This window comes from Brachybacterium sp. SGAir0954 (assembly GCF_005490785.1).
Lineage (GTDB): Bacteria > Actinomycetota > Actinomycetes > Actinomycetales > Dermabacteraceae > Brachybacterium > Brachybacterium rhamnosum.
On the sequence record NZ_CP027295.1, the window covers coordinates 2,095,911 to 2,120,463 of the forward strand.

Consider the following 24,553-nt stretch of genomic DNA (forward strand, 5'->3'; position numbering starts at 1 on the left):
CCCACGCCACCCAGGAACCGCCATGGACCTCACGACACGTCCCCTCGACCTCAGCTTCCGCCCGCTCGACCCGGCCGCGGACGCGACCCTCCTGCACCGCTGGCTGAGCATGCCCCGCGCCCGCTTCTGGATGATGACCGAGCACACGCCCGCGCAGGTGCGCACCTACCTCGACCAGATCGCCTGCTCCGCGCACGAGCAGGGGTGGATCGGCATGCGCGGTGGCGAGCCCCTCGTCTACGTCGAGACCTACGACCCCGCGCTGCTGCTCCCCGCCGGGGTGCTCGAGCCGGAGCCCGGGGACCTCGGCATGCACCTGCTCGTCGCCCCGCCGGAGGGCGAGCCCGAGCACGGGCTCACCACGGCCGTCATGGGCGCCGTGGTGCGCTGGTGCCTGCACGGGCGCGGCGCCGCGCGGATCGTCGTCGAGCCCGACGAGCGCAACACGGCGGTGCTCGCGAAGAACGCCGCCGCCGGCTTCCGGGTGCTGCGCACGGTGGAGCTCGGCAGCGGCGCGGAGGCGAAGCGCGCGGCGCTCAGCGTCTGCACGCGCGCCGATCATGCCGCCGCCCTCCTCGGCGAGGGAGCGGACCCGCTCGCGCACCTCGGGGCGGAGGTGGGGGAGCGGGTGCACCGCCAGCTGCTCGCCAAGGCCATCGCCGAGTTCAGCCATGAGCGCATGCTCACCCCGGAGCCGGACGGGGGCGCCGAGGGGGCCTACCGGATCACCGCCCGCGACGGCGCCGTGCGCTGGACCTTCACCGCCCGAGAGCTGCCGCTCGAGCACTGGCTCGTGGACCCGGTCTCGATCCGGCGCCACGAGGACGGCGAGGAGACGCGGCTGGACGTGCTGGACCTCGTCCTCGACCTCCAGGAGCAGCTCGGGCTGCCCGAGGAGCTCGCCTCCACCTACCTCGAGGAGCTCTCCTCGACCTTCGCCGCCCGCTGCGCGACGCTCACCGAGGCCCTCGGGGGCGGCCGCCCCACGAGCGCCGAGCTGCTCTCGGCGGGCCTTGAGGAGATCGAGGCGGCGATGACCGAGGGGCACCCCGGCTTCGTCGCGACCAACGGACGGATCGGCTACGGCCTCGCCGACTACCGCACCTACGCCCCCGAGCAGGGACGCCGCACCCGCCTGCAGTGGGTCGCCCTGCGCCGCGAGCTCGGCCACCTCGCCCTCGGCGAGGGACTGGACGAGCAGTCCCACCTCGACGCCGCCCTCTCGCCGGAGGAGCGGGAGGTGTTCGCCGCGCGCCTGCGCTCCCGGGGCCTGGACCCGGTGGGCTACCACTACCTCCCCCTGCATCCCTGGCAGGCCGATCACCGCCTCGCGATCACCTTCGCCGCCGACGTCGCCCGCGGGGACCTCGTACCGCTCGGGGAGGGCGGGGCGGAGCTCCAGCCCCAGCAGTCCCTGCGCACCTTCCTGGACCGCACGCGCCCCGGCGCCCCGTACGTGAAGACGGCGCTCGCGATCCAGAACATGGGCTTCCTGCGCGGGCTGTCCCCGGCGTACATGCGGGACACCCCCGCGATCAACGACTGGCTCGCCCGCCTCGTCGCCGAGGACGCGGAGTTCGCCCGCTGCGGCGTGACCGTGCTGCGGGAGCGCGCCGCGATCGGCTACATGGGGGACGCCTACCACCGCACAGCGAGCAGCAACCCGCACCGCAAGATGCTCGCCGCGCTCTGGCGGGAGAGCCCGCTGCCGCTGCTGGAGGACGGTGAGCGCGCCTTCACCATGGCCGCACTGCTGCACCGCGACCACGAGGGCCGCTCCTACGCGGGCGCCCTGATCCTCGCCTCCGGCCTCACCCCGGCCGACTGGGTCACGGGCTACCTGCGCGCCTACCTGCGGCCGCTCGCGCACCTGCTGCTCGCCCACGACACGGTCGTCATGCCGCACGGGGAGAACATCATCCTGCGCGTGCGCGTCCAGCAGGTGGTCGGCGCCTTCCTCAAGGACATCGGCGAGGAGATGGCCGTGCTGGGGGAGCGGGAGCTGCCCCGGGACGTCGAGCGGATCCGCGCCCTCGTGGGCGGGGAGGAGAAGGCGCTGTCGATCTTCACCGACGTGTTCGACGGCGTGCTGCGCCACCTCTCCGGGATCCTCGACGCCGACGGCCTGCTGGGCGCGGAGGAGTTCTGGGGGCTCGTCGGCCAGGTGCTCGACGAGTACGAGGCGGATCATCCGGACCTCGCCCGAGGCATCGGCGGGGACGTGGACCTGCGCGCCGGGAGCTTCGCCCACTCGTGCCTGAACCGGCTCCAGCTGCGCAACACGCTGCAGATGGTCGACCTCGGCGACCAGGCCTCGTCGCTGCTCTATGCGGGGCGCATGGAGAACCCCGTCGCGCGGCTCGCCGTCCCCGCGTGAGCCGGCCGCCCGGGCCGGGGTGCCGGACCCGGGCGGCCCTCAGCGCGAGGTGCGCGCCGCGGCGACGACCACGTCGGTCCCCTCGGGGGAGACCAGCACGGTGTAGACGGCGGCCGGATCCTCGGGGTTCGAGCCGTCGATGTATCGGGCGCCCTCTCTGACCTCCTCGCCGGCGAACCGCTGGGAGATCGTGGCACCGTCGCGAGTCACCGGAAGCCCGTCGGCCCCGTCGAAGGCGTCCTGCCGCCAGGCATCCACCTCGTCGGCGGGCGCGGTGAAGGAGACGCGCACGCTCCACTCGTCCAGATCGGAGACGATGATCCCCTCGCTGACCGAGAGCTCGGCGTCCGGGGCGGGGAGGCCGACGAGCTCGAGGGCCTCCTCGGCGGTGGGGGAGTCTGCGTTCATCGTGGGGTCCTCCTGGGATCTGCGGGCAGTGCTGCATCCGGCGACCGTGAAGATCGACGACGTGAGAAGCATGCTTGTGGCGAGGATCGCGCCCCTGCGCCCGGTCCTGATCATGAACATCATGGGCCGGTGGTCCGCCTCTCTGATGAGCCGTGGAGTGTGAACTCCTTCGCCAGGCCTGATCGGTGGAGCTCGGCCAGCTGCTCGTCCGTGATCGTGGGGTCGAAAGGGCCGGGCAGGTCGATCGACGTCGACTTGCTCCCGTCCCAGTTGTACTGGTCACGATAGTTCAGGGTGGTGTCCATCTCGTATCTCCAGTCTGGATGCGTCTCATCCGGTGGATACACGGTGACCTGCCCGTTCATTGAGTAGTTGCCGGAGCCGGTGGCGTAGAACCAGTTCTTGTCGGAGGCGGTTACTCCCGGCCATCCCGTCTGGACGGGGAAGGTCACTGGGCCGTCTGCGCCGGACTGCCGTGCACGATCCAGCGCTGCCTGGCCGATGCCGCGTTCCTGTTCTTCGATCTGTCCGCGGACGGCAGGCTCATCCCCGAGGTAGGAGTCGAGGTCCATCTCCTTGTCCGCGCCCGAGTTGCCGAGAAAGTGCAAGAGGTTCTCGGAGGCGTCCGGCCACAGCGCGGCCATCAGTGATGCCATCAGTGTGGCGGCCTCGTGATTGGCGTGATCGCCGCGTGTCGGGTCCTCGCTCCCCCAGTCGCCGGCCCCCTCGTCCACCGGATGCCACTCGGGCATTCCCGGGTCCGTCACGGAGGTTCCTTCGACTGGTTCGCCGAGACCATCGGGGAGACCGTTGCCGAGTGGGCCCTCGTCGGGATCGGAACCGGTTCCATCAGTGCGTCGCCCCGCTTCCCTTCCCGCCCGAGGGATGGTCTCCGGACGCGGCACGCCGGTAGGTGCCGGGAGGAGGTTGAGCGGGCTCGCGCTGTCCGGCGCCGAGGCAAAATCCTGCTGATCGGCGTCGGACTCGGCCGTGACTGCAAAGGAGGTGAGGGAATGGCTGAGGGCGTCGAACGTCGGGAGGACGCCCGCCGAGGCGAAGGAGCGGAAGGCATTCGCGTCCTGGCCGCACCAGATACCCTCGCTCGCCACCGCTCGAGAGATCGAGGCTCGGGCCGACTCCAGAGCAAGCGTGCTCTCCCGCACCGCCCGCGCGAAGGCACGCAGCGTCTCCGGGTCGCCTCCCAAGAATGCCATCGCTGTGCTCCGTCTCTCGTGTCGTCCCGGTTGAGGATGCCAACAGGCTCCCGCGCTGTCGATGGGGAGTTCTGCCCAGCGCTGGAATGGTGCTGCTCGAACTGGTTTTTACTGTCCGGATGCTGGAACCATGATCTCGCATACCGGCGTACAGTGGGGGGTATGCCTCAGCTCCGCTCCCGCACCTCGACCCACGGCCGCAACATGGCCGGCGCCCGCGCCCTGTGGCGCGCCACCGGCATGGAGACCTCCGACTTCGGCAAGCCGATCATCGCGATCGCGAACTCGTACACCCAGTTCGTGCCCGGCCACGTCCACCTCAAGAACCTCGGCGACCTCGTCGCCGGCGCGATCAAGGAGGCGGGCGGCACCGCCCGGGAGTTCAACACCATCGCCGTGGACGACGGCATCGCCATGGGTCACGGCGGCATGCTCTACTCCCTGCCCTCCCGCGATGTCATCGCCGACAGCGTGGAGTACATGGTCAACGCGCACTGCGCCGACGCGCTCGTGTGCATCTCCAACTGCGACAAGATCACCCCGGGCATGCTCATGGCCGCGATGCGGCTGAACATCCCGGTCGTCTTCGTCTCCGGCGGCCCGATGGAGTCCGGCAAGCCCGTCGAGGGCGTCGTCGACCACCGTCTCGACCTCGTCGACGCGATCTCGCTCTCCGCGGACGAGACGATCACCGACGTCCAGCTCGCCGAGATCGAGGAGAACGCCTGCCCCACCTGCGGCTCCTGCTCCGGCATGTTCACCGCGAACTCCATGAACTGCCTCACCGAGGCGCTGGGCCTGTCGCTCCCCGGCAACGGCACCACCCTCGCCACCCACGCCTTCCGCAAGGAGCTGTTCCTCCGCGCGGGTCGCACGATCATGGACCTGTGCCGCCGCTACTACGGCGAGGACGACGACTCCGTGCTCCCGCGCAACATCGCCACCAAGGCCGCGTTCTCCAACGCCATGAGCCTGGACGTCGCGATGGGCGGCTCCACCAACACCGTGCTGCACATCCTCGCCGCCGCGATCGAGGGCGAGGTCGACTTCGGCCTCGAGGACATCGACCGCCTCTCCCGCTCCGTGCCGTGCCTCGCGAAGGTCGCCCCGAACAGCCAGAAGTACCACATCGAGGACGTCCACCGGGCGGGCGGCATCCCCGCGATCCTCGGCGAGCTGAGCCGCGCGGGCCTGCTCGACCACTCCGTGCACTCCGTGCACTCGCCGGACCTCGACACCTGGCTCGGCGACTGGGACATCCGCTCGGGGAGCACCACCGCGGAGGCCGAGGCCTTCTTCCACGCCGCCCCCGGCCGCGTGCGCACCACGCAGGCGTTCTCGCAGTCCGCCGTCTGGGAGGACCTCGACCGCGACGGCGAGTCCGGCGCGATCCGCGCGGTCGCCCACGCCTACACGAAGGACGGCGGGCTCTGCGTCCTCAAGGGGAACCTCGCCACCGAGGGCGCCGTCATCAAGACGGCCGGCATCACCGAGGACCTCTTCCACTTCGAGGGCACCGCCGTCGTCTGCGACTCGCAGGAGGAGGCCGTCCAGAAGATCCTCGACAAGACCGTCAAGGAGGGGGACATCGTGGTCATCCGCTACGAAGGCCCCCAGGGCGGCCCGGGCATGCAGGAGATGCTCTACCCGACCTCCTTCCTCAAGGGCCGCGGCCTCGGCAAGGCCTGCGCGCTCATCACCGACGGCCGCTTCTCCGGCGGCACGAGCGGCGTCTCCATCGGCCACATCTCCCCGGAGGCGGCCGAGGGCGGGCTGATCGGCCTCGTCGAGGACGGCGACAGGATCGTGCTCGACGTCGACAAGCGCCTGCTCGAGCTGCAGGTCCCGGACGAGGAGATCGAGCGCCGCCGCACCGCGAAGGGTGCGCTGCCGTGGCGCCCCGAGCACCGCGAGCGCGAGGTCTCCCAGGCGCTCAAGGTCTACGCGCACCTCGTGCGCTCGGCGACCTACGGCGCGACCCGCCGCCCGCTGGACTGATCCGCGAACACACCGGATGCCGAGAACGGCCGTCGACCCTGTACGGGGCAGGCGGCCGTTTTCCGTGATCAGGCGTCTCCGCAGGTGAGATACGCCTGAATCTCCTTCTTCAGCTCATTCGATGGAGTCTGCTTCTCCCATTCCTCCCGCGGAATCACCGCAAGCTCCACGATGTCGTCGTCTTCGACCTCGCTGTAGGTGGAGCACGCCGCTCCCGCGATCCATGCGGCGTCGAGACCGGGATCGCCGTTGTACGTGCTGGTGATGCTGAAGGCGCCGGAGGCATCGATGACGTTGACACGATCGTCCTCGGAGAACTCCATGAGGGCGACGTCGAGCGGCCGTCCCGCAAGGTCGTCGAGATCGACCTTGTCGCGAGGACCAGCCGTACAAGAGACCGTGAGGACGAGAATCGCTGCGAGGACAACGGCGAGGTGCACGCGTCGCATCACACCCCGCAGTGGATTCTGGTGGGGTTCGGGTTGAAGGCGTATAGCCATCCACTCGTCGTGCTGGACACGACCCGGCCGTCCATACGGGTGTCCTTCTTGACCTTGTAGCGGTATCTGGTGCCCACCGCGGCCGCGCGGTACTCGGAACCCGCGGACATCTTGGGTGACGTGCAGCTGGTGGTCATCGTGGCAGTCTTCCCAGCCGATATTCCGAGTTGGCCGGAGACGAACTTCTGAGTGGCGCCCAGTGAGGTGGACAGTGTCACAGTGGCAGACTTTCCACTGGTGATCGAGCACGTGGAGCCGGACGTGGAGACTTCGCAACTGCCGACGATCTGGGACATGTTCGTCCAATTGATGCTCAGGGTGGACTTGTTGACGACGGAGTACGTCGTGCAATAGAGGTCCGCCTGCGGTGAGAGCTCGTCAGGGTCTACAGCCTGCGCCGTCGATTCCTCCCTCCGGCACGGCGATCCGCTGGGCCGGCAGACCAGTCGATCAGACGCTGCGAGGACTCCCGCTCACGCCCCGAGTGCGGCCTCGTAGCGCTCGAGCGCGATCTCGGCGACGAGCTCGTGGTCGCCGAGGGGCGCGGCGACGACGTCGGCCCCGGCGCCGGAGACCAGGTCATGGAAGTGACCGGGGGCGAGCACGTAGCTCGCGACGACGACCCGGCCGCCCTTCGGCAGCCCCTCGCGCGCCGCGGCCACGGCAGCTGGGACCGACGGCGTCGCCGCATACGCGAACCCGACGGTGGCCTCTCGGCCGAGCCTCGCTGAGAGCAGGCGCGCCATCTCCTCGACCTGCGCGACCCCCTCGGGATCCCGCGTGCCGGACCCGGCCATCACGACGGCGTCGCCGTCGCGCAGACCTGCCTCGTCGAGACGCTGCGCCATCACCTCGGCGAGCCGAGGGTCGGGGCCGAGCGGTCCGGCGGCCGTCGCGGCGCGCCCCGCGACCGCCCCGCCGATGTCGTCCTTCACGTGATAGCCGACGGAGAGCAGCAGCGGCACGACCACGGCCTGCACCGTCTCCGCCTCTCGGGTGCGCATCTCGGCGAGCTCCGCATGGGCGGCGACCACGGCCGGGACGTCGGGGGCCTGCACGTCCACGAACGCCTCACGCACGGGACCCGGGGCCTGTGCGGCGATCCGGGTCAGCAGGGCGCGCAGCACGTCGCGGCCCTCACGGGAGCGCGTGCCGTGGGAGCAGCCGATCAGCACCGGCGCCGTGCCGGGAGCGGCGGGGGCCGGGAGACCGTCGGCGGTCAGGCCTTCGGCGATCTCCGCACCCTCCGCGAGGGCCTCGCGCCCCGCGCCGTGCGCCGGGACGTCGGCCGCGGCGGCGAGTTCCTCCGGGTGCAGGAAGCCGTCCGCGGCGGTGCGCCCCACCACGATCACCGCGGGATGCCCGATGCCGGCGTCCGCGACGACCTGCTCGATGTCGGCGAGGGTGCCGCGCACCGTCCGCTGGGTCGGGAGGGTCGCCTCTTGCACCACGGCGACCGGTGTCGCGGGGGAGATGCCGTTCAGCAGCGCCTGGGCGACGAGCCGCGGCAGCCACCCGACGCCCATCATCAGCACGGTCGTGGTGCCGGGATCGGCGAGGGCCGCGAGGTCCGCGGGGCCGAGGTCGCCGTGGGCGTTGACGATGTGCACGGCGACGGCGGTGCCCCGCTGGGTGACGGGCACGTCGCCGGCGGCGGGGCCGGCCAGGGCCGAGGTCACGCCCGGCACGACCATCACGTCGATCCCGGCGGCGCGGCAGGCGAGGACCTCCTCGCCGCCGCGGCCCAGAACGAACGGATCCCCGCCCTTGAGGCGCACCACGCGGCGCCCGTCCTGTGCGAGCCGCACGAGCAGCGCCCCGATCGCCTCCTGGGAGAGGGGGTGCGCGCCGGGCCGCTTGCCGACGTCGATCACCTCGACGTCGTCCGCGAGCTCATCGAGCAGGGAGCGCGGGCCGAGCCGGTCGGCGACCACCACGTCGGCCTGGCGCAGCAGCGTCAGGCCACGCACCGTGATCAGGTCCCACGCGCCGGGGCCGCCGCCCACGAGGGCGACGGTCCCGGGCTCGAGGCGGGCCTCGACCAGGCGGGCCTCGACCTGTGGGCCCTCAGCAGGGCGGGACGCGGGCTGCCCGCTCACGCCTCGTCGTCCTGCGACCCTGTGCCCGGGCGCGGGGCGGTGGCGACGTGCACCTGACCGTCGCGGACCTCGACGTCGAACACCCGGATCGGCTTCTTCGCACCGCCGCCGGCATCGATGACGGCCCCCGTCGAGAGGTCCCAGGTCTGCTTGTACATGGGGGAGGACAGGGTGGGGACGAGCCTCTCCGCGTCCTCGCCCTCGGCCGTGAGCCGGTGGGTGCCGACCAGGCCGCGGGAGAGGACGTTCGATCCCGAGTAGGGGTCGTGCTGCTGGACGGCGTGCACGCTGCCGTCGTCCAGCAGGAACACCGCGATCTGGGTGCCGTCCGGCAGCAGCGCGGCCGAGCCCCGCTCCGGGGTCAGGGCCTCGAGCGGGCAGATCGCCACGAGGGAGTCGGCGGGGGCGGTCATCACTGGTCCTCCTGCGAGAGTTGGGCGGCGCCCGCGAGGGCGTGCTCCTTCGCCGCGAGCGGCGTCGGGAAGGTGTCGGCCGGATCGTCCTCGGAGCGCGCCGGGCGGATCTGCTCGCGCTCGATCACGTAGCGCAGGCTCTTGTCGTGCAGGTCCGGGGCGTTGATGAACGACACGAACTTGGCGCGGCGCTCCGGGTCGTTGACCGCCTCGGCCCACTCGTCGACGTACGAGTCGGCGTGGCGCTGCATCGCGGCCTCGAGCTCCTCGCCGATGCCGAGGGAGTCCTCGACGACCACGCGTCGCAGCTCGGCGATGCCGCCCGGGTACTCCTCGACCCAGCGGGCGGTCCGCTGGAGCTTGTCCGCCTCGCGGATGTAGAGGATCAGGAAGCGGTCGATGCAGCGCTGCAGCGTCTCGTCGTCGAGATCCTCGACGAGCAGCTGGGCGTGCGCGGGCTGGGCGCCTCCGTTGCCGCCGACGTACAGGTTCCAGCCGCGGTGCGTCGCGATCACGCCGACGTCCTTCGCCTGGGCCTCGGCGCATTCGCGGGCGCAGCCGGAGACGCCGATCTTCAGCTTGTGCGGGGAGCGCAGGCCGCGGTAGCGGGCTTCGAGGCGGGCGGCCATCGCGGTCGAGTCTCCGACGCCGAAGCGGCACCAGTTCGTGCCGAGGCACGACTTCACCATGCGCAGCGACTTGCCGTAGGCGTGGCCGGACTGGAACCCGGCTGCGACGAGGCGCTCCCAGATCTCGGGCAGCTGCTCGAGGCGCGCCCCGAACATGCCGATCCGCTGGGCGCCGTTGACCTTCACGTACAGGCCGTAGTCCTTCGCGACCTGCGCGAAGACGAGCAGCTTCTCCGGGGTGACCTCGCCGGCGGGCATCGCGGGGATGACCGAGTATGTGCCGTCCTTCTGAATGTTCGCCATGACGTGGTCGTTCGTGTCCTGGAGCGAGCCGAGCTGGCGGCCGACGGGGTTGTGCCGCTTGCCCGCGAGCGCGCCGAGCGAGGACAGGATCGAGGCGACCGTCGGGCGGCACACCGCGCAGCCGCGCCCCGCCCCGGTGCCGTGCGCGGCGACGACCTCGGTGAACGTCTCCTGGCCGCCCTCCTCGACGAGCTTGTACAGCTCGGCGCGGGAGTGGTCGAAGTGCTCGCACAGGGCGCGGGAGACCTCGATGCCGCTCTTCGCGAGCTCCTGGTTCAGGATCTTCGTGAGGGTGGGGACGCACGAGCCGCAGACGGTGCCGGCGGTCGTGCACTCCTTGATCGCGCCGACGGTGTGGCAGCCCTGCTCGTTGACCGAGTGGCGCACGGCACCCGCGGCGATGTTGTTGCACGAGCAGACGACGGCGTCGTCCGGCAGCTCGGCGCCCGCGAGCGCGTCGCCGCCGCCCTCGGGGGCGATCACGGCCGACGGGTCCGCCCCGAGGGCGCGCCCGGTCAGCGGCCGCAGCTGCGAGTACAGGGAGATGTCGCCGACGAACACGCCGCCGAGCAGCGTCGTCGCGTCGTCGCTCAGGACGAGCTTGCGGTACTGGCGGTGCACGGGGTCGACGAAGGACACCTCGAGCGCGTCCGGGGTCATCGCGTTGACGTCGCCGAAGGCCGCCGCGTCGACGCCGACGCCCTTGAGCTTCGTGCCGCCCTCGCCGCGGCTATGGGTGCGGGTGCCGCCGAGGAAGCGGTCCACGACGACGTCGGCCATGTCGTTGCCGGGGGCGATGAGTCCCGCGCACACGCCCTCGAACGAGGCGCACTCGCCGATCGCCCAGATGTCCGGGTCGGAGGTCTGGCAGCTCTCGCCGACCACGATCCCGCCCCGCTCGCCGACCGCCAGGCCCGCCTCGCGCCCGATCCGGTCGCGGGGGCGGATTCCGGTCGAGAAGACGACGACGTCCGCGGGCAGCTCGCTGCCGTCGGTCAGCTCGGCGGTGCCGATCGCGCCGTCCGCGGCGGGGCGGAACGCGGTCGCGCCGACGCCGGTGCGCACGTCGATGCCCTTGTCCTGGATCAGCAGGCGCAGCATCTCGCCGCCGCCGTCGTCGAGCTGGACGGCCATGAGGCGGTCCGCGAACTCGACCACGGTCGAGTGGGCGCCGAGGCCCTGCAGCGCGGCCGCGGCCTCGAGGCCGAGCACGCCGCCGCCGACGACGACGCCGCGGACCTCGCGGCCCAGCGTCTCGCCGCGCTCGGCGACCCAGGCGGCGAGGGACTCGACATCCGCGACCGTGCGGTAGCTGAACGAGCCGGGCAGGTCCTTGCCCTCGGCGCGCGGCGCCCAGGCCCAGGAGCCGGTCGCGAGCACGAGCCGGTCGTACTCGTGGACGGTGCCGGAGGCGCAGGTGACGGTGTGCGCGGAGCGGTCCAGGGACTCGGCCTTGTCGCCGGTGACGAGCGTGATGCGGGGGTCGTCCCACACGCCGGTCTCGAGGGACAGGAGGTCCTCGTGGTGATGATCGAACCAGTCCGACAGGTGCACGCGGTCGTACGGCCGCTGCGGCTCCTCGCCGATCACGGTGAGGGACCAGTCGCCGTCCGGGTCCTCGGCGCGCAGCCGCGCTGCGAGGCGGTGGCCGGTCATGCCGCCGCCGAGGACGAGGAGGCGGGTGCCGTCCAGCGGTGAGCGCGCACGGACGGGGACGAGGGGCGAGGGAGCGGGGACGGTCATGATGACGTTCTCCTGGCGGGTCGGCGAGGTGCTGCCGCCATTGTGGACTCCCCCCGGGGCCGCACCGCAGGACTTCCGGCCCTGTTCTCCGTGAACGCTCGCCCGTCGGACCGGTCGGTCCGACGGGCGAGCGGCTCAGGCGCGCAGCTCGGCGCCGACCATGCCCGCGGCGAGCGTGGTGCCGCTCTGCGGGTCGATCACGATGAACGAGCCGCCTTCGCGGCTCGCGCCGTAGGGCTCGAGGGGGAGGGGCTGGGCGAAGGCCAGCTCGACCCGGACGAGGTCGTTGAGCTCGCCCTGCTCCGCGGGCACCCGCTCGAGTGCCGCGATGTCGAGCTTCTCGAGGAGCGCGGTGACGCGCGCCTGGACGGTGCTGGTGCCGTGCTTGACGAGCACCCGGGCCCCCGGGACGAGCGGCTTCTCCGCGAGCCAGCAGAGCACCGCGGTCGTGGACTCCGCCGTGACGGGCAGGTCGCCCCCGGCGATGAGGTCACCGCGCGAGGCGTCGAGATCGTCGGCCAGGCGCAGGGTCACGGCGATGCCGGCCTCCGCGCGGTCCACGGACTCGGGACCGCGGTCGATGCCGACAACCCGCGTCCTCCGGCCGGAGCCCGCCACGCCCACCTCGTCGCCCACGGCGATCGAGCCGGAGGTGATGAGGCCCGCGTAGCCGCGGTAGTCCACGTGCGCGGGGTCCACGGCGCCCTGCTGGGGGCGGATCACGAGCTGCACGGGCAGGCGGAAGGGCCCCTCGCGCAGGTCCTGGCCGCCCGGGAAGGACTCGAGCAGGTCCAGGAGGGTGGGCCCCGTGTACCAGGGCGTCTTCTCCGACGGGGTCACGACGTTGTCGCCGTGCAGCGCGGAGACGGGCACCACGCGCAGGTCGGCGATCGAGAGGGTCCTCGCGATCTCCTCGAGCTGGGAGACGACCTCCTCGTGCACCTGCTGGGGGTTCTCGACGAGGTCGATCTTGTTCAGGGCGACGACCAGGTGGGGGACACGCAGCAGGCCCGCGATCGCGAGGTGCCGGCGCGTCTGCTCGACGACGCCGTTGCGGGCGTCGACGAGGACCGTGACGACGTCCGCCGTGGAGGCGCCGGTGACGGTGTTGCGCGTGTACTGCACGTGGCCGGGGGTGTCGGCGAGCACGTAGGAGCGGGTCGCCGTCGCGAAGTAGCGGTAGGCGACGTCGATCGTGATGCCCTGCTCGCGCTCGGCGCGGAGGCCGTCGGTGAGCAGCGCGAGATCGGCGAGCTCGCCCTTCCAGCCGCGCTGACGGCTCGCCGCCTCGACGGAGGCGAGCTGGTCCGCGAGGACGGACTTCGTGTCGTGCAGGAGCCGGCCGATCAGGGTCGACTTGCCGTCGTCCACGCTGCCGGCGGTCGCGATGCGCAGGAGGGTGGGGCCGGAGCCGCCCTCGGCGGATCCCGTGGGATCCAGGAGCAGTGATGCGGTGCTCATCAGAAGTAGCCCTCCTTCTTGCGGTCCTCCATGGCGGCCTCGGAGATGCGGTCGTCCGCGCGGGTCGCGCCGCGCTCCGAGACGGTGGTCGCCGCGACCTCGGCGAGGACGGCCTCGACGTCCCGGGCCTCGGAGGGGACGGCGCCGGTGCAGGACACGTCGCCAACGGTGCGGTAGCGCACGGTGCGCACGGAGGTGGCCTCGCCCTCGCGCAGCGGCACGATCTCGCCGGGGGAGAGGAGCATGCCGTCGCGCTCGACGACCTCGCGCTCGTGCGCGTAGTACAGGGACGGCAGCTCGATGCCCTCGCGGGCGATGTACCGCCACACGTCGAGCTCGGTCCAGTTCGACAGCGGGAAGACGCGCACGTGCTCCCCGGGGCGGTGGCGCGTGTTGTAGAGGTGCCACAGCTCGGGACGCTGGTTCTTGGGGTCCCAGTGCCCGAAGGAGTTGCGCAGGCTCACCACGCGCTCCTTGGCGCGGGCCTTGTCCTCGTCGCGACGGCCGCCGCCGAACACCGCGTCGTGGCGGCCGTCCTCGATGCCGTCGAGGAGGGGGAGGGTCTGGAGCGGGTTGCGGGTGCCGTCGGCCCGCTCCTCGAGCCGGCCGTCGTCAAGGTAGTCCTGGACCCGCGCGACCTTGAGCTCGACCCCGAGGCGCTCGACCGTGCGGTCGCGGAACTCGAGGACCTCCGGGAAGTTGTGGCCGGTGTCGACGTGGAGCACGGGGAAGGGCACGGGCGCCGGCCAGAAGGCCTTCACCGCGAGGTGGAGCATGACCACCGAGTCCTTGCCGCCGGAGAAGAGCATGACGGGGCGCTCGAGCTCCGCGACCACCTCACGGATGATGTGGATGCCCTCGCTCTCGAGGGCGTCGAGCAGGGAGGTCGGCGCGCCGAGCTCCTGCGGGGGGCGGGCGACGGTGGTCATCGGTCCTCCTCGGCGGTGTTCACGGTGATCAGCTGCAGGGGCACGGCCGCGATCGGGGCGCCCTGGGCGTCCTGCTCGGTGCCGGTGCCGCCCTCGGACGGGTGCAGCCCGCACTCGGTCTTCTCCTTGCCGGCCCAGCGGCCCGCACGGGGGTCCTCGCCGGGAGCGACGGCGCGCGTGCAGGGCAGGCAGCCGATGCTCGGGTAGCCCTGGTGCAGCAGCGGGTTCTCGGGCAGGCCGTGCTCGGAGGAGTACGCCATGAGCCGGTCGTAGCTCCAGGTCACGAGGGGGTTGATCTTCACCAGCCCGAAGCCCTCGTCCCAGGTGACGACGGGGGTCGCGGCGCGGGTGGGGCCCTCCTCGCGGCGCACGCCGGTCACCCAGGCGTCGTAGCCGGCGAGCACGCGCTTCAGCGGGGCGACCTTGCGCATGCCGCAGCAGGCGCCCGGGTCGCGGTCGTGCAGGCGGGGCCCGTGCTCGGCGTCCTGCTCCGCGACGGTGTGCTCGGGGAGCACGTCCACGATCGTCACGTCGAGCTCCTGCTCGACCCGGTCGCGCGTCGCGAGCGTCTCGGGGAAGTGGTAGCCGGTGTCGAGGAAGAGCACGTCGACGCCGGGTCGCTGCGCGGCGACGACCTGCGGGAGGACGGCGTCGGCCATCGAGCAGGCGACGGCGAGGGAGGGGCCGAACTGCTCGGCGGCCCACGCGGAGACCGCGCTCGCGAGCTCCTCGGGCCCGAGCTCCTTCTCGAGCTCGGCGAAGCGCGCGGAGGCCTCCTCGGCGATCGCGCGGAGCCGCGCGGTGCGCTGCTCGGGGGACTCGCCCGTGGTGTCGGCGGCGGTGGAAGGTCGGTTCTCGGTCATCGCAGCTCCTCGTCCTCGGCGCGGTGCGTCCACGCGGCGAAGGTCTCCCCGCTGTCGCGACCTGCGACGTAACGGCGCACGACCCTCTCCACGTACTCGCCCAGCTCGGTCGCCGCGACCTTGTGCTGCCGCAGCGTGCGTCCCAGCTGCGGCACCTCGAGATCGTGGCGTCCCAGCGATCCTCCCAGATGGACCTGGAACCCGGGGACCTGCTCGCCGGCGTCGGTCGTGATGATCTGGCCCTTGAGGCCGATGTCCGCGGTCTGGATGCGGGCGCACGAGTTCGGGCAGCCGTTCACGTGCATGCTGATCGGCGCCTCGAGCTGGTCCTCGACGTCGGCGAGACGCGTCTCGAGCTCGTCGATCGTGCGCTCGGCGGTGTCCTTCGTGTCGACGATCGCGAGCTTGCAGAACTCCAGGCCGGTGCAGGCCATGGAGGAGCGGCGCAGGGCGCCGGGCCGGGTGCGCAGGCCGAGCCCCTCGAGGCCGGCGACCGCGTCCTCGACGCGGTCGGCGGGGACGCCGAGCACGACGAGCTTCTGGAAGGCGGTCAGGCGCACGCCCTCGGCGCCGACCTCCTCGACGAGGTCCGCGAGGCGGGTGAGCAGGTCCCCGCCGATGCGGCCGACGGTCGGCGCGGCGCCGATGTAGGAGCGGCCGTCCTTCTGAGGGTGCACGCCGACGTGGTCACCGGGTCCGGTGGCGGGCGCCGGGGCGGGGCCGTCCGCGAGGGCGTAGCCGAGGTACTCGGTCTCGAGCACCTCCCGGAAGCGCTCGGTGCCCCAGTCGGCGAGGAGGAACTTGAGGCGCGCCTTGTTGCGCAGGCGCCGGAAGCCGTAGTCGCGGAAGATCCGGATGACGCCGTGCCAGACGTCCGCCGCCTGCTCCTCCGTGACGAAGGCGCCCAGGCGCTCCGCGAGGCGCGGCGTGGTCGACAGCGCGCCGCCCACCCAGAGGTCGTAGCCGGGGCCCAGCTCGGGGTGCACGACGCCCACGAGCGAGACGTCGTTGATCTCGTGCGCGACGTCGAGGCTCGGGTGGCCGGTGATCGCGGTCTTGAACTTGCGGGGGAGGTTCGCGAGCTCGGGGTCCCCGATGAAGCGGCGCTTGATCTCCGCGATCACGGGGGTGGGGTCGATGATCTCGTCCGCCGCGATGCCCGCGACCGGGCTGCCGAGGAAACCGCGCGGGGTGTCGCCGCACGCGGTCGTCGTCTCGAGGCCGACGGTGTCCAGGCGCCGCCAGATCTCCGGGACGTCCTCGATGCCGATCCAGTGGTACTGGACGTTCTGACGGTCGGTGATGTCCGCGGTGCCGCGGGCGAAGTCGGTCGCGATCGAGCCGAGCACGCGCAGAGCGCGCGGGGGCAGCAGGGCGCCGTCGCTGCGCACGCGCAGCATGAAGTAGCGGTCCTCGAGCTCGTGCGGCTCGAGCTGGGCGGTGCGGCCGCCGTCGATCCCGGGCTTGCGCTGGGTGTAGAGGCCCCACCAGCGGAAGCGGCCGTGGAGGTCGTCGCCGTCGATCGAGTCGAAGCCCTCGCGGGCGTAGGTCTCCTCGATGCGTCGGCGCACGTCGAGCCCGTTGCCGGCGGCCTTGACCTCCTCGTTGGAGTTCAGGGGCGTGGGGCCGTCGACCTTCCACTGACCCTGGGGCTTCCCGGAGCGGGAGGGGCGCACACGCGCGGGCGCGGCGCCGGCGGCGCTCGGGGCCGGGGTGCGCAGGTCGGTGTCAGGGCTGTCCATGCGATCCATAGTGACGCGTTATGCGGCCTCGAACAAATGCTTGGGTCGAATTGTGTCGCCGCATGGCCGGCCCCCGAGGTGTCGACCGGTCGCCGTCCCGTGCGGGTCCGCATCCTGGACGGACGCGGCGGAGGGCGAGGCCGGGCGGGCTATGGTGTGCCCATGCAGAAGATCCTTCTCGTAGTCATCGAGCGCGGCTGACGCCCGTTCGTCCCTACGAGACGTCCTCCGCGCCCCTCCAGAGCCCCAGGCCGAGGGGCTTTTTCGTGTTCAGCGTGATCCGCGGGCACGGACCCGAGAGGGGGAGGGGAACATGGCACGGCCGCCCCTGGTCCCCCGTCCGCGATCCGAAGGAGCAACGATGTCCCCGCAGCAGATGACCGGCGCGCAGGCGCTGGTCGAGTCCCTCGAGCATGCCGGGGCCGAGGTCGTCTTCGGCCTGCCCGGCGGCGCGATCCTCCCCACCTACGATCCGCTCCTGGACGCCAAGAAGCTCCGCCACGTTCTCGTCCGCCACGAGCAGGGCGCGGGCCACGCGGCGAGCGGCTACGCCCACGCGACCGGCAAGGTCGGCGTGTGCCTCGCGACCTCCGGCCCGGGCGCGACGAACCTCATCACCGCGATCGCGGACGCCCAGATGGACTCGATCCCGATGGTCGCGATCACCGGCCAGGTGGGCTCCTCCTTCATCGGCACCGACGCCTTCCAGGAGGCGGACATCGTCGGGATGACGATGCCGGTCACCAAGCACAACTTCCTCGTGAAGGACGCCGCGGACATCCCGCGCACCATCAAGCAGGCCTTCCACATCGCCTCGACCGGCCGCCCCGGCGTCGTCCTCGTGGACGTCACGAAGGACGCCCAGCAGGCGACCGCCCCGTTCGTGTGGCCCGAGGACCTCGACCTCCCCGGCTACCACCCCGAGGCCCGGCCCCACCTCAAGCAGATCCGCGAGGCGGCCTCGCTGCTGCTCTCCGCGAAGCGGCCCGTCTTCCTCCTGGGTGGCGGCGTGCTGCGCGGGAACGCCTCGGCCGAGGTGCGCGAGCTCGTGGACCTCTCCGGCGCCCCCTTCGTCACGACCCTCATGGGCCGCGGTGCGCTCCCGGACTCCCACCCCCAGCAGCTCGGCATGCCCGGCATGCACGGCACGGTCGCGGCGGTCTCGGCCCTCCAGCGGGCGGATCTCATCATCGCGATCGGCGCTCGCTTCGACGACCGCGTGACCGGGCGCCTGGACTCCTTCGCCCCGGACGCGGCGATCGTCCACGCGGACATCGACCCCGCGGAGATCTCCAAGAACCGCACCGCCGACGTCCCGATCGTCGGGCAGGCCGGGGAGGTCGCGACGGCCCTCACCGCGGAGCTGCGCTCCCGCCTCGATGCGGCGGAGCAGGACCCGCGCGACTACGCCGCGTGGTGGCAGATGCTCGACACGCTGCGCAGCTCCTACCCGCTGGGTTGGACCGAGACGGCCGACGGCTTCACGGCGCCGCAGAAGGTCATCTCCCGGATCGGCGCGATCAGCGGCCCGGACTCGGTGTTCGTCGCCGGCGTCGGCCAGCACCAGATGTGGTCGAGCCAGTTCATCTCCTACGAGAACCCGCGCAGCTGGATCAACTCCGGCGGCCTCGGCACGATGGGCTACTCGGTCCCCGCGGCCATGGGCGCCAAGGTGGGCCGCCCGGACGTCCCGGTGTGGGCGATCGACGGCGACGGCTGCTTCCAGATGACGAACCAGGAGCTCGCGACCTGCGTCATCAACGACATCCCGATCAAGGTCGCGGTCATCAACAACTCGAGCCTCGGCATGGTGCGCCAGTGGCAGAACCTGTTCTACGACCAGCGCTACTCGAACACCGAGCTCAACACCGGTCACGGCTCGCGCCGCATCCCGGACTTCGTGAAGCTCGCCGACGCGTACGGCGCGGCGGGGCTGCGCTGCGAGCGGGACGAGGACATCGACGCGACCATCGAGGCGGCGATGGCGATCAACGACCGCCCGGTCGTCGTGGACTTCACCGTGAGCGCCGACGCGATGGTGTGGCCGATGGTCCCCGCCGGCGTCTCCAACGACGAGATCCAGATCGCCCAGGGCATGAGCCCCGAGTGGGAGAGGGACATCTGAGCATGAACTCCACCGATTCCGTGATGCGACCGAACACCCAGACCCTGTCCGTCCTCGTCGAGAACAAGCCCGGCGTGCTCACCCGCGTCTCCGCGCTGTTCGCGCGCCGCGGCTACAACATCGCCTCGCTCGCGGTGGGCCCCACCGAGCACCCGGAGATCTCCCGGATCACCGTGGTCGTCGACGTGGACCAGCACCCCCTCGAGCAGATCACCAAGCAGCTCAACAAGCTGGTCAACGTGCTCAAGATCGTCCAGCTCGACCCTCGCCAGACGATCCAGCGCGAGCTCATCCTCATCAAGGTGGGCGCGGACAACGCCTCGCGCACCTCGGTCCTCGAGGTGGTCCAGATGTTCCGTGCGAAGGTGGTCGACGCGGCCACCGACGCCGTGACCATCGAGGCCACGGGCACCCAGGACAAGCTCGACGCCCTGTTGGGAATGCTCGAGCCCTTCGGGATCCGCGAGATCGTGAAGTCCGGCGAGGTCGCGATCGGCCGCGGCGGCCGCGCGATCACCGACCGCAGTCTCCTCGGCTGACCCGCGAGGGTCACGGGCTGAGACGGCCTCTCACAACGTAAGACGGACGGCGATAGGATCGACCTGTCGCCGGCGCCGAGGGTGCGAACCCCGCCCCGGCGCGGACACAACCACACACAAAGGAGCACATCGTGGCGGAGATCTTCTACGACGACAACGCAGACCTCTCGATCATCCAGGGCAAGAAGGTCGGCGTCATCGGCTTCGGCTCGCAGGGCCACGCCCACGCGCTGAACCTCCGCGACAGCGGCGTCGAGGTCCGCGTCGGCCTGCGCGAGGGCTCGAAGTCGGCCGCGAAGGCGCAGGAGGAGGGCCTGACGACGGGCTCCGTCGCCGAGGTCGCCGAGTGGGCGGATCTCATCATGATCCTCACCCCGGACCAGGACCAGCGGAAGGTCTTCTCCGAGTCGATCCAGCCGCACCTCACCGAGGGCAAGGCGCTCGCCTTCGCGCACGGCTTCAACATCCGCTTCGGCTACATCGAGGTCCCCGCGGGCGTCGACGTGCTGCTCATCGCCCCCAAGGCCCCCGGCCACACGGTGCGCCGCGAGTTCGTCGCGGGCCGCGGCATCCCGGACATCGTCGCCGTCGAGCAGGACGCGACCGGCTCCGCCTGGGACCTCGCGCTCGCCTACGCCAAGGGCATCGGCGGCACCCGCGCCGGCGTCATCAAGACCACCTTCACCGAGGAGACCGAGACGGATCTCTTCGGCGAGCAGGCCGTGCTCTGCGGCGGCATGAGCCACCTCGTGCAGGCGGGCTTCGAGACCCTCTCCGAGGCCGGCTACCAGCCCGAGATCGCCTACTTCGAGGTCCTCCACGAGCTCAAGCTCATCGTCGACCTCATGTGGGAGGGCGGCATCGCCAAGCAGCGCTGGTCGATCTCCGACACCGCCGAGTTCGGCGACTACGTCTCCGGCCCGCGCGTCGTGACCGACGAGACCAAGGCGAACATGAAGGCGATCCTCGCCGACATCCAGTCCGGCGCCTTCGCGAAGCGCTTCATCGACGACCAGGACAACGGCGCGACCGAGTTCCAGGAGCTGCGCGCCAAGGAGGCGACGCACCCGATCGAGACCGTCGGCCGCGACCTGCGCAAGATGTTCTCGTGGTCCACCACGAGCGTCGACGCGGACTACACCGAGGGCAGCGCCGCGCGCTGATCCCGAGGCGTCCCCTCACGGCGGGGCGGGCATCCGATCGCAGGATCGGGTGCCCGCCCCGTCCCTCGTCCGGCGTCCTCAGCGAGCCCCTTGAGCACCTTCTCGGATCGTGATCATGGCGACCGCATGGCGGACAGCGGATTACGCTGTGCTCATACGCGTCGCCCCGAGGATGAGTGCGACGATCGCCGTCTGTACCGGAGGAGATTCCGTGACGAGTCCCGTCGTCCTCATCGCCGAAGAGCTGTCGCCCGCCACCGTCGAGGTGCTCGGTCCCGACGTGGAGGTCCGCCACGTCGACGGCGCCGACCGCGCCGCCCTGCTCGCCGCCGTCGTCGACGCCGACGCCCTCCTGGTGCGCTCCGCGACCCAGGTCGACGCCGAGGTCTTCGCGGCCGCGCCGAACCTCAAGGTCGTCGCCCGTGCGGGCGTGGGCCTGGACAACGTGGACGTCCCCGCCGCGACCGTCGCCGGCGCGATGGTCATCAACGCGCCGACCTCGAACATCACCTCCGCCGCGGAGCTCGCGGTGGCCCTCATCCTCGCCTCGCTGCGCAACCTCGCGCGGGCCGACGCCTCCGTCAAGGCCGGGAAGTGGGAGCGCAAGCAGCTCACCGGCGTCGAGCTGCTGGGCAAGACCGTCGGCGTCGTCGGCTTCGGCCGGATCGGGCAGCTGGTCGCCGAGCGCCTCGCCCCCTTCGGCGTCACCCTGCTCGCCTACGACCCGTACGTGAGCCACGCCCGCGCGGCCGAGCTCGGCGCACGGGTCGTCGAGCTCGACGAGATCATGCGCGAGAGCGACGTCATCACCGTCCACATGCCCAAGACCCCGGAGACCACCGGCCTGCTGGGCGCCGAGCAGTTCGCGATCGCGAAGCCGAACCTCCACGTCGTCAACGCCGCCCGCGGCGGGCTCATCGACGAGGAGGCGCTCTACACGGCGCTGACCACCGGCCAGATCGCCGGCGCCGCGCTGGACGTCTACAGCTCCGAGCCGCCGGCGAAGAGCGAGACCGCCGCGAAGCTCCTCGAGCTCGAGAACATCACCCTCACGCCCCACCTCGGCGCCTCGACCGCCGAGGCCCAGGAGAAGGCCGGCGTCGCCGTCGCCCGCTCCGTGCGCCTCGCCCTCGCCGGTGAGCTCGTGCCGGACGCCGTGAACGTCGCGGGCGGTGCGCTCGACGACCTCGTGCGCCCCGGCGTCGCCCTCGCCGACCGCCTGGGCCAGCTGTTCACCGCGCTGGCCGCCGAGTCCCCCGAGGTGCTCGAGATCGTCGTGCGCGGCGAGATCGCGACCCACGACGTCACCGCCCTCAAGCTCTCCGCGCTGCGCGGCATGTTCCGCGGCACGGTCACCGAGCAGGTCTCCTACGTCAACGCCCCCGTCATGGCCGAGGAGCGCGGCATCTCCGTGAAGCTCGAGACCGAGGAGGAGAGCGAGCGCTTCCGCAACGTCGTCGCGCTGCGCGGCACCCTCCGCGACGGCTCCGTCGTCTCCGTCGCCGGCACCCTCAGCGGCGCCCGCCAGGAGCACAAGCTCGTCGAGATCGGCGGCCACGAGCTCGAGGTCCCGCTCTCGGACCACCTCCTGGTCATCCGCTACGTCGACGGACCCGGCATGATCGGCCAGTACGGCGCGCGGCTGGGCGCCGCGGGCGTGAACATCGCCGGCATGCAGGTCTCCCGCGCCGGCACCACCCAGGGCTCCGAGGCGCTCGTCGTCCTCGACCTCGACGAGTCCGCCCCGCGCGAGCTCGCCGAGGAGATCGGTCGCGAGATCGGTGCGCACTCCGTGCACGCCGCCGATCTCGTCTACTGATCCCCGCCCACCACTCCGACCGACACCTCTCCAGGAGCAGCAGATGAACGACTCGACCCTCCGCCTCGCCGTCATCGAGGGCGACGGCATCGGCCAGGAGGTCGTGCCCCAGGGCCTGCGCGTGCTCCGCGCGGCCCTCGAGCCGGCGGGCGTCGCCGTCGAGACGACGCCCTTCGACCTGGGCGCGGGCCGCTGGCACCGCACCGGGGAGACCCTGACGGACGAGGACATGAGCCGCCTCGCCGAGCACGACGCGATCCTGCTGGGCGCCGTGGGCGACCCGGAGGTCCCCTCGGGCGTGCTCGAGCGCGGGCTGCTGCTCAAGCTCCGCTTCGGCTTCGACCACTTCGTGAACCTGCGCCCCACCCGGCTCGTGCCCGGCGTCTCCACGCCGCTCGCGGAGCCGGGGGAGGTCGACTTCCTCGTGGTCCGCGAGGGCACCGAGGGCCCGTACGTGGGCAACGGCGGATCGATGCGCACGGGCACCCCGCTCGAGGTCGCGACCGAGGTGTCCCTCAACACGGCCGTCGGCGTCGAGCGCGTGGTCCGCTACGCCTTCGAGCAGGCCGCCGCGCGCCGCGGGAAGCTCACCCTCGTGCACAAGCACAACGTGCTCGTCCACGCCGGGCACCTGTGGCGCCGGGTCGTCGACGAGGTGGGCGCGGAGTTCCCGGGCGTGAGCGTGGACTACGCGCACGTCGACGCCATGATGATCTACCTGGTCCAGGACCCCGCCCGCTTCGACGTCATCGTCACCGACAACCTCTTCGGCGACATCGTCACGGACCTCGCGGGCGCGATCGGCGGCGGCATCGGCCTCGCCGCGAGCGGCAACATCAACCCCACGGGCGCCTTCCCCTCGATGTTCGAGCCGGTGCACGGCTCCGCGCCGGACATCGCCGGGAAGGACCTCGCCGACCCGACCGCGACGGTGCTCTCGGTGGCCCTGCTGCTGGACCACCTCGGCCACGCGGGTCCCGCCCAGAAGGTCCGCGGCGCCGTCGAGGCCGATCTCGCCGAGCGCGCCTCCCTGGGTGCCCGTGGCACCGTCGCGATCGGCGACGCCCTCGTCGCCGCCGTGACCGATCACTGACCCCCACCCCTTCCGTCCCGTCCCGTACCAGGAGCCTCCGATGAGCGCGCTCACCTTCACCTCGACCACCACCACCCGTCGCGTGGGCGACGACGAGCGCGCCCGCATCCTCGCCGCCCCCGGTTTCGGCCGGCACTTCACGGACTTCATGGCCCGTGCCCGCTGGACCGCCGAGGGCGGCTGGGGCGAGGCCGAGATCCTTCCCTACGGCCCTTTCGAGATCTCGCCGGCCTCCGCCGTGCTCCACTACGGCCAGGAGATCTTCGAGGGGCTCAAGGCCTTCCGCCACGCGGACGGCTCCATCTGGACCTTCCGCCCCGAGCGCAACGCCGAGCGCTTCCAGCACTCCGCGGACCGCCTCGCGCTGCCGCACCTCCCCGTGGAGGACTTCGTGGCCTCGCTGCGCGCGCTCGTCGCGGCCGACGAGCCGTGGGTCCCGCAGCCGGAGGGGGAGACCTCCCTGTACCTGCGCCCCTTCATGTTCGCCAACGAGGAGTTCCTCGGCGTGAACTCCTCCGCGATCGCGGACTACTACCTCATCGCCTCCCCGGCCGGCGCCTACTTCCCGCGCGGCGTGCAGCCGCTCGTGGTGTGGGTGACGGACGAGTACGCGCGGGCGGGCGCCGGCGGCACCGGCGACGCGAAGTGCGGCGGCAACTACGCCTCCTCGCTGCTCGCGAAGAAGCAGGCCGCCGCCCAGGGCGCGGACGAGGTCATGTTCCTGGACTCCGAGTCGCACACCTTCGTCGACGAGCTCTCCGGCATGAACGTCTTCGCGATCACGAAGGACGGCCGGATCCTCACCCCCTCGCTCACCGGGTCGATCCTCGAGGGCGTCACGCGCAACTCGATCCTGCGCCTCGCGGAGGACCGCGGCCTCGAGCCCGTCGAGCAGCGGCTGGACTTCGCCGAGCTCACCTCGCAGATCGCGGCCGGCGAGATCACCGAGATGTTCGCGGCGGGCACCGCCGCGGTGATCACGCCGATCGGGGAGCTGCGCGCCCACGGCGGCTCGTGGACCGTGGCCGACGGCGGCTCCGGCGAGACCACCCTGTCCCTGCGCGAGGAGCTCACCGGGATCCAGTACGGCCGGGTCCCGGACCGTCACGGCTGGCTCACCCGCCTGGTCTGAGGC

19 protein-coding genes are annotated in these 24,553 nt (G+C 71.8%); 8 read left to right on the forward strand and 11 right to left on the reverse strand.

The annotated features are described in order from the left end of the window. Nucleotides 1–22: 22 nt before the first annotated feature. On the forward strand, nucleotides 23–2,377 hold the full coding sequence (locus tag C1N80_RS09420; RefSeq protein ID WP_137770521.1) for a GNAT family N-acetyltransferase: 2,355 nt from the start codon (nucleotides 23–25) through the stop codon (nucleotides 2,375–2,377). A 39-nt stretch (nucleotides 2,378–2,416) separates the two neighbouring features. On the opposite strand, the gene C1N80_RS09425 is transcribed toward C1N80_RS09420, so the two are convergent. Both C1N80_RS09425 and C1N80_RS09430 read right to left on the reverse strand, forming a co-directional pair. Continuing rightward, entirely contained in the window at nucleotides 2,417–2,785 is a 369-nt protein-coding gene (locus tag C1N80_RS09425; protein WP_137770522.1) for a hypothetical protein, read from the reverse strand. A gap of 119 nt (nucleotides 2,786–2,904) precedes the next feature. Continuing rightward, nucleotides 2,905–3,999: a hypothetical protein gene (locus C1N80_RS09430; protein ID WP_137770523.1), complete on the reverse strand. Its 1,095-nt coding sequence runs from the start codon at nucleotides 3,997–3,999 to the stop codon at nucleotides 2,905–2,907. A 162-nt stretch (nucleotides 4,000–4,161) separates the two neighbouring features. On the opposite strand from C1N80_RS09430, the gene ilvD reads away from it, so the two are divergent. Then, nucleotides 4,162–5,997, forward strand: a complete 1,836-nt coding sequence (gene ilvD / locus C1N80_RS09435; RefSeq protein ID WP_137770524.1) for a dihydroxy-acid dehydratase — start codon at nucleotides 4,162–4,164, stop codon at nucleotides 5,995–5,997. A gap of 68 nt (nucleotides 5,998–6,065) precedes the next feature. On the opposite strand, the gene C1N80_RS09440 is transcribed toward ilvD, so the two are convergent. The 9 genes from C1N80_RS09440 to C1N80_RS09480 form a co-directional block, all read right to left on the reverse strand. Continuing rightward, nucleotides 6,066–6,437, reverse strand: coding sequence for a hypothetical protein (locus C1N80_RS09440; protein ID WP_137770525.1), 372 nt, complete (start codon nucleotides 6,435–6,437; stop codon nucleotides 6,066–6,068). Between the two features lie 8 nt (nucleotides 6,438–6,445). Beyond that, a complete protein-coding gene (locus C1N80_RS09445; RefSeq protein ID WP_137770526.1) occupies nucleotides 6,446–6,634 on the reverse strand; it encodes a hypothetical protein in 189 nt (62 codons plus the stop codon). A gap of 336 nt (nucleotides 6,635–6,970) precedes the next feature. Continuing rightward, nucleotides 6,971–8,596, reverse strand: coding sequence for a uroporphyrinogen-III C-methyltransferase (gene cobA / locus C1N80_RS09450; RefSeq protein WP_240811081.1), 1,626 nt, complete (start codon nucleotides 8,594–8,596; stop codon nucleotides 6,971–6,973). After that, nucleotides 8,593–9,009 (reverse strand): nitrite reductase (NAD(P)H) small subunit, encoded by a 417-nt coding sequence (locus C1N80_RS09455; protein ID WP_137770527.1) that lies wholly within the window; start codon nucleotides 9,007–9,009, stop codon nucleotides 8,593–8,595. The genes cobA and C1N80_RS09455 overlap by 4 nt, the downstream gene beginning before the upstream one ends. Then, nucleotides 9,009–11,684: a nitrite reductase large subunit NirB gene (nirB, locus tag C1N80_RS09460; protein ID WP_137770528.1), complete on the reverse strand. Its 2,676-nt coding sequence runs from the start codon at nucleotides 11,682–11,684 to the stop codon at nucleotides 9,009–9,011. The genes C1N80_RS09455 and nirB overlap by 1 nt, the downstream gene beginning before the upstream one ends. 135 nt (nucleotides 11,685–11,819) lie before the next feature. Beyond that, the gene (locus tag C1N80_RS09465; RefSeq protein WP_137770529.1) at nucleotides 11,820–13,145 is read right to left on the reverse strand and encodes a sulfate adenylyltransferase subunit 1; all 1,326 of its coding nucleotides are present in this window, start codon (nucleotides 13,143–13,145) and stop codon (nucleotides 11,820–11,822) included. Next, entirely contained in the window at nucleotides 13,145–14,074 is a 930-nt protein-coding gene (gene cysD, locus C1N80_RS09470) for a sulfate adenylyltransferase subunit CysD (RefSeq protein WP_137770530.1), read from the reverse strand. Before cysD ends, C1N80_RS09465 begins: the two co-directional genes overlap by 1 nt. Beyond that, entirely contained in the window at nucleotides 14,071–14,937 is an 867-nt protein-coding gene (locus tag C1N80_RS09475) for a phosphoadenylyl-sulfate reductase (RefSeq protein WP_137770531.1), read from the reverse strand. Before C1N80_RS09475 ends, cysD begins: the two co-directional genes overlap by 4 nt. Then, the gene (locus C1N80_RS09480; protein ID WP_137770532.1) at nucleotides 14,934–16,679 is read right to left on the reverse strand and encodes a nitrite/sulfite reductase; all 1,746 of its coding nucleotides are present in this window, start codon (nucleotides 16,677–16,679) and stop codon (nucleotides 14,934–14,936) included. Before C1N80_RS09480 ends, C1N80_RS09475 begins: the two co-directional genes overlap by 4 nt. A gap of 361 nt (nucleotides 16,680–17,040) precedes the next feature. Between C1N80_RS09480 and C1N80_RS09485 the strand changes: the two genes are divergently transcribed. The 6 genes from C1N80_RS09485 (at nucleotide 17,041) to C1N80_RS09510 (ending at nucleotide 24,550) form a co-directional block, all read left to right on the forward strand. After that, nucleotides 17,041–18,804, forward strand: a complete 1,764-nt coding sequence (locus tag C1N80_RS09485; protein ID WP_240811082.1) for an acetolactate synthase large subunit — start codon at nucleotides 17,041–17,043, stop codon at nucleotides 18,802–18,804. Between the two features lie 2 nt (nucleotides 18,805–18,806). After that, on the forward strand, nucleotides 18,807–19,343 hold the full coding sequence (gene ilvN / locus C1N80_RS09490; RefSeq protein WP_240811083.1) for an acetolactate synthase small subunit: 537 nt from the start codon (nucleotides 18,807–18,809) through the stop codon (nucleotides 19,341–19,343). Between the two features lie 131 nt (nucleotides 19,344–19,474). After that, nucleotides 19,475–20,506, forward strand: a complete 1,032-nt coding sequence (gene ilvC / locus C1N80_RS09495) for a ketol-acid reductoisomerase (protein WP_137770534.1) — start codon at nucleotides 19,475–19,477, stop codon at nucleotides 20,504–20,506. A 211-nt stretch (nucleotides 20,507–20,717) separates the two neighbouring features. Continuing rightward, nucleotides 20,718–22,325, forward strand: a complete 1,608-nt coding sequence (serA, locus tag C1N80_RS09500; protein WP_137770535.1) for a phosphoglycerate dehydrogenase — start codon at nucleotides 20,718–20,720, stop codon at nucleotides 22,323–22,325. Between the two features lie 43 nt (nucleotides 22,326–22,368). Continuing rightward, entirely contained in the window at nucleotides 22,369–23,418 is a 1,050-nt protein-coding gene (locus C1N80_RS09505) for a 3-isopropylmalate dehydrogenase (RefSeq protein ID WP_137770536.1), read from the forward strand. 40 nt (nucleotides 23,419–23,458) lie between these two features. Then, nucleotides 23,459–24,550, forward strand: coding sequence for a branched-chain amino acid aminotransferase (locus C1N80_RS09510; RefSeq protein WP_137770537.1), 1,092 nt, complete (start codon nucleotides 23,459–23,461; stop codon nucleotides 24,548–24,550). Nucleotides 24,551–24,553: the final 3 nt, after the last annotated feature.

Excerpts from the sequence above, each read along its gene's own strand:
- C1N80_RS09420 (WP_137770521.1), top strand. The coding sequence starts at position 23 with ATGGACCTCACGACACGTCCCCTCGACCTCAGCTTCCGCCCGCTCGAC.
- C1N80_RS09425 (WP_137770522.1), bottom strand. The coding sequence starts at position 2,785 with ATGAACGCAGACTCCCCCACCGCCGAGGAGGCCCTCGAGCTCGTCGGC.
- C1N80_RS09430 (WP_137770523.1), bottom strand. The coding sequence starts at position 3,999 with ATGGCATTCTTGGGAGGCGACCCGGAGACGCTGCGTGCCTTCGCGCGG.
- ilvD (WP_137770524.1), top strand. The coding sequence starts at position 4,162 with ATGCCTCAGCTCCGCTCCCGCACCTCGACCCACGGCCGCAACATGGCC.
- C1N80_RS09445 (WP_137770526.1), bottom strand. The coding sequence starts at position 6,634 with ATGACCACCAGCTGCACGTCACCCAAGATGTCCGCGGGTTCCGAGTAC.
- C1N80_RS09455 (WP_137770527.1), bottom strand. The coding sequence starts at position 9,009 with ATGACCGCCCCCGCCGACTCCCTCGTGGCGATCTGCCCGCTCGAGGCC.
- nirB (WP_137770528.1), bottom strand. The coding sequence starts at position 11,684 with ATGACCGTCCCCGCTCCCTCGCCCCTCGTCCCCGTCCGTGCGCGCTCA.
- C1N80_RS09465 (WP_137770529.1), bottom strand. The coding sequence starts at position 13,145 with ATGAGCACCGCATCACTGCTCCTGGATCCCACGGGATCCGCCGAGGGC.
- cysD (WP_137770530.1), bottom strand. The coding sequence starts at position 14,074 with ATGACCACCGTCGCCCGCCCCCCGCAGGAGCTCGGCGCGCCGACCTCC.
- C1N80_RS09475 (WP_137770531.1), bottom strand. The coding sequence starts at position 14,937 with ATGACCGAGAACCGACCTTCCACCGCCGCCGACACCACGGGCGAGTCC.
- C1N80_RS09480 (WP_137770532.1), bottom strand. The coding sequence starts at position 16,679 with ATGGACAGCCCTGACACCGACCTGCGCACCCCGGCCCCGAGCGCCGCC.
- C1N80_RS09485 (WP_240811082.1), top strand. The coding sequence starts at position 17,041 with ATGTCCCCGCAGCAGATGACCGGCGCGCAGGCGCTGGTCGAGTCCCTC.
- ilvN (WP_240811083.1), top strand. The coding sequence starts at position 18,807 with ATGAACTCCACCGATTCCGTGATGCGACCGAACACCCAGACCCTGTCC.
- C1N80_RS09505 (WP_137770536.1), top strand. The coding sequence starts at position 22,369 with ATGAACGACTCGACCCTCCGCCTCGCCGTCATCGAGGGCGACGGCATC.
- C1N80_RS09510 (WP_137770537.1), top strand. The coding sequence starts at position 23,459 with ATGAGCGCGCTCACCTTCACCTCGACCACCACCACCCGTCGCGTGGGC.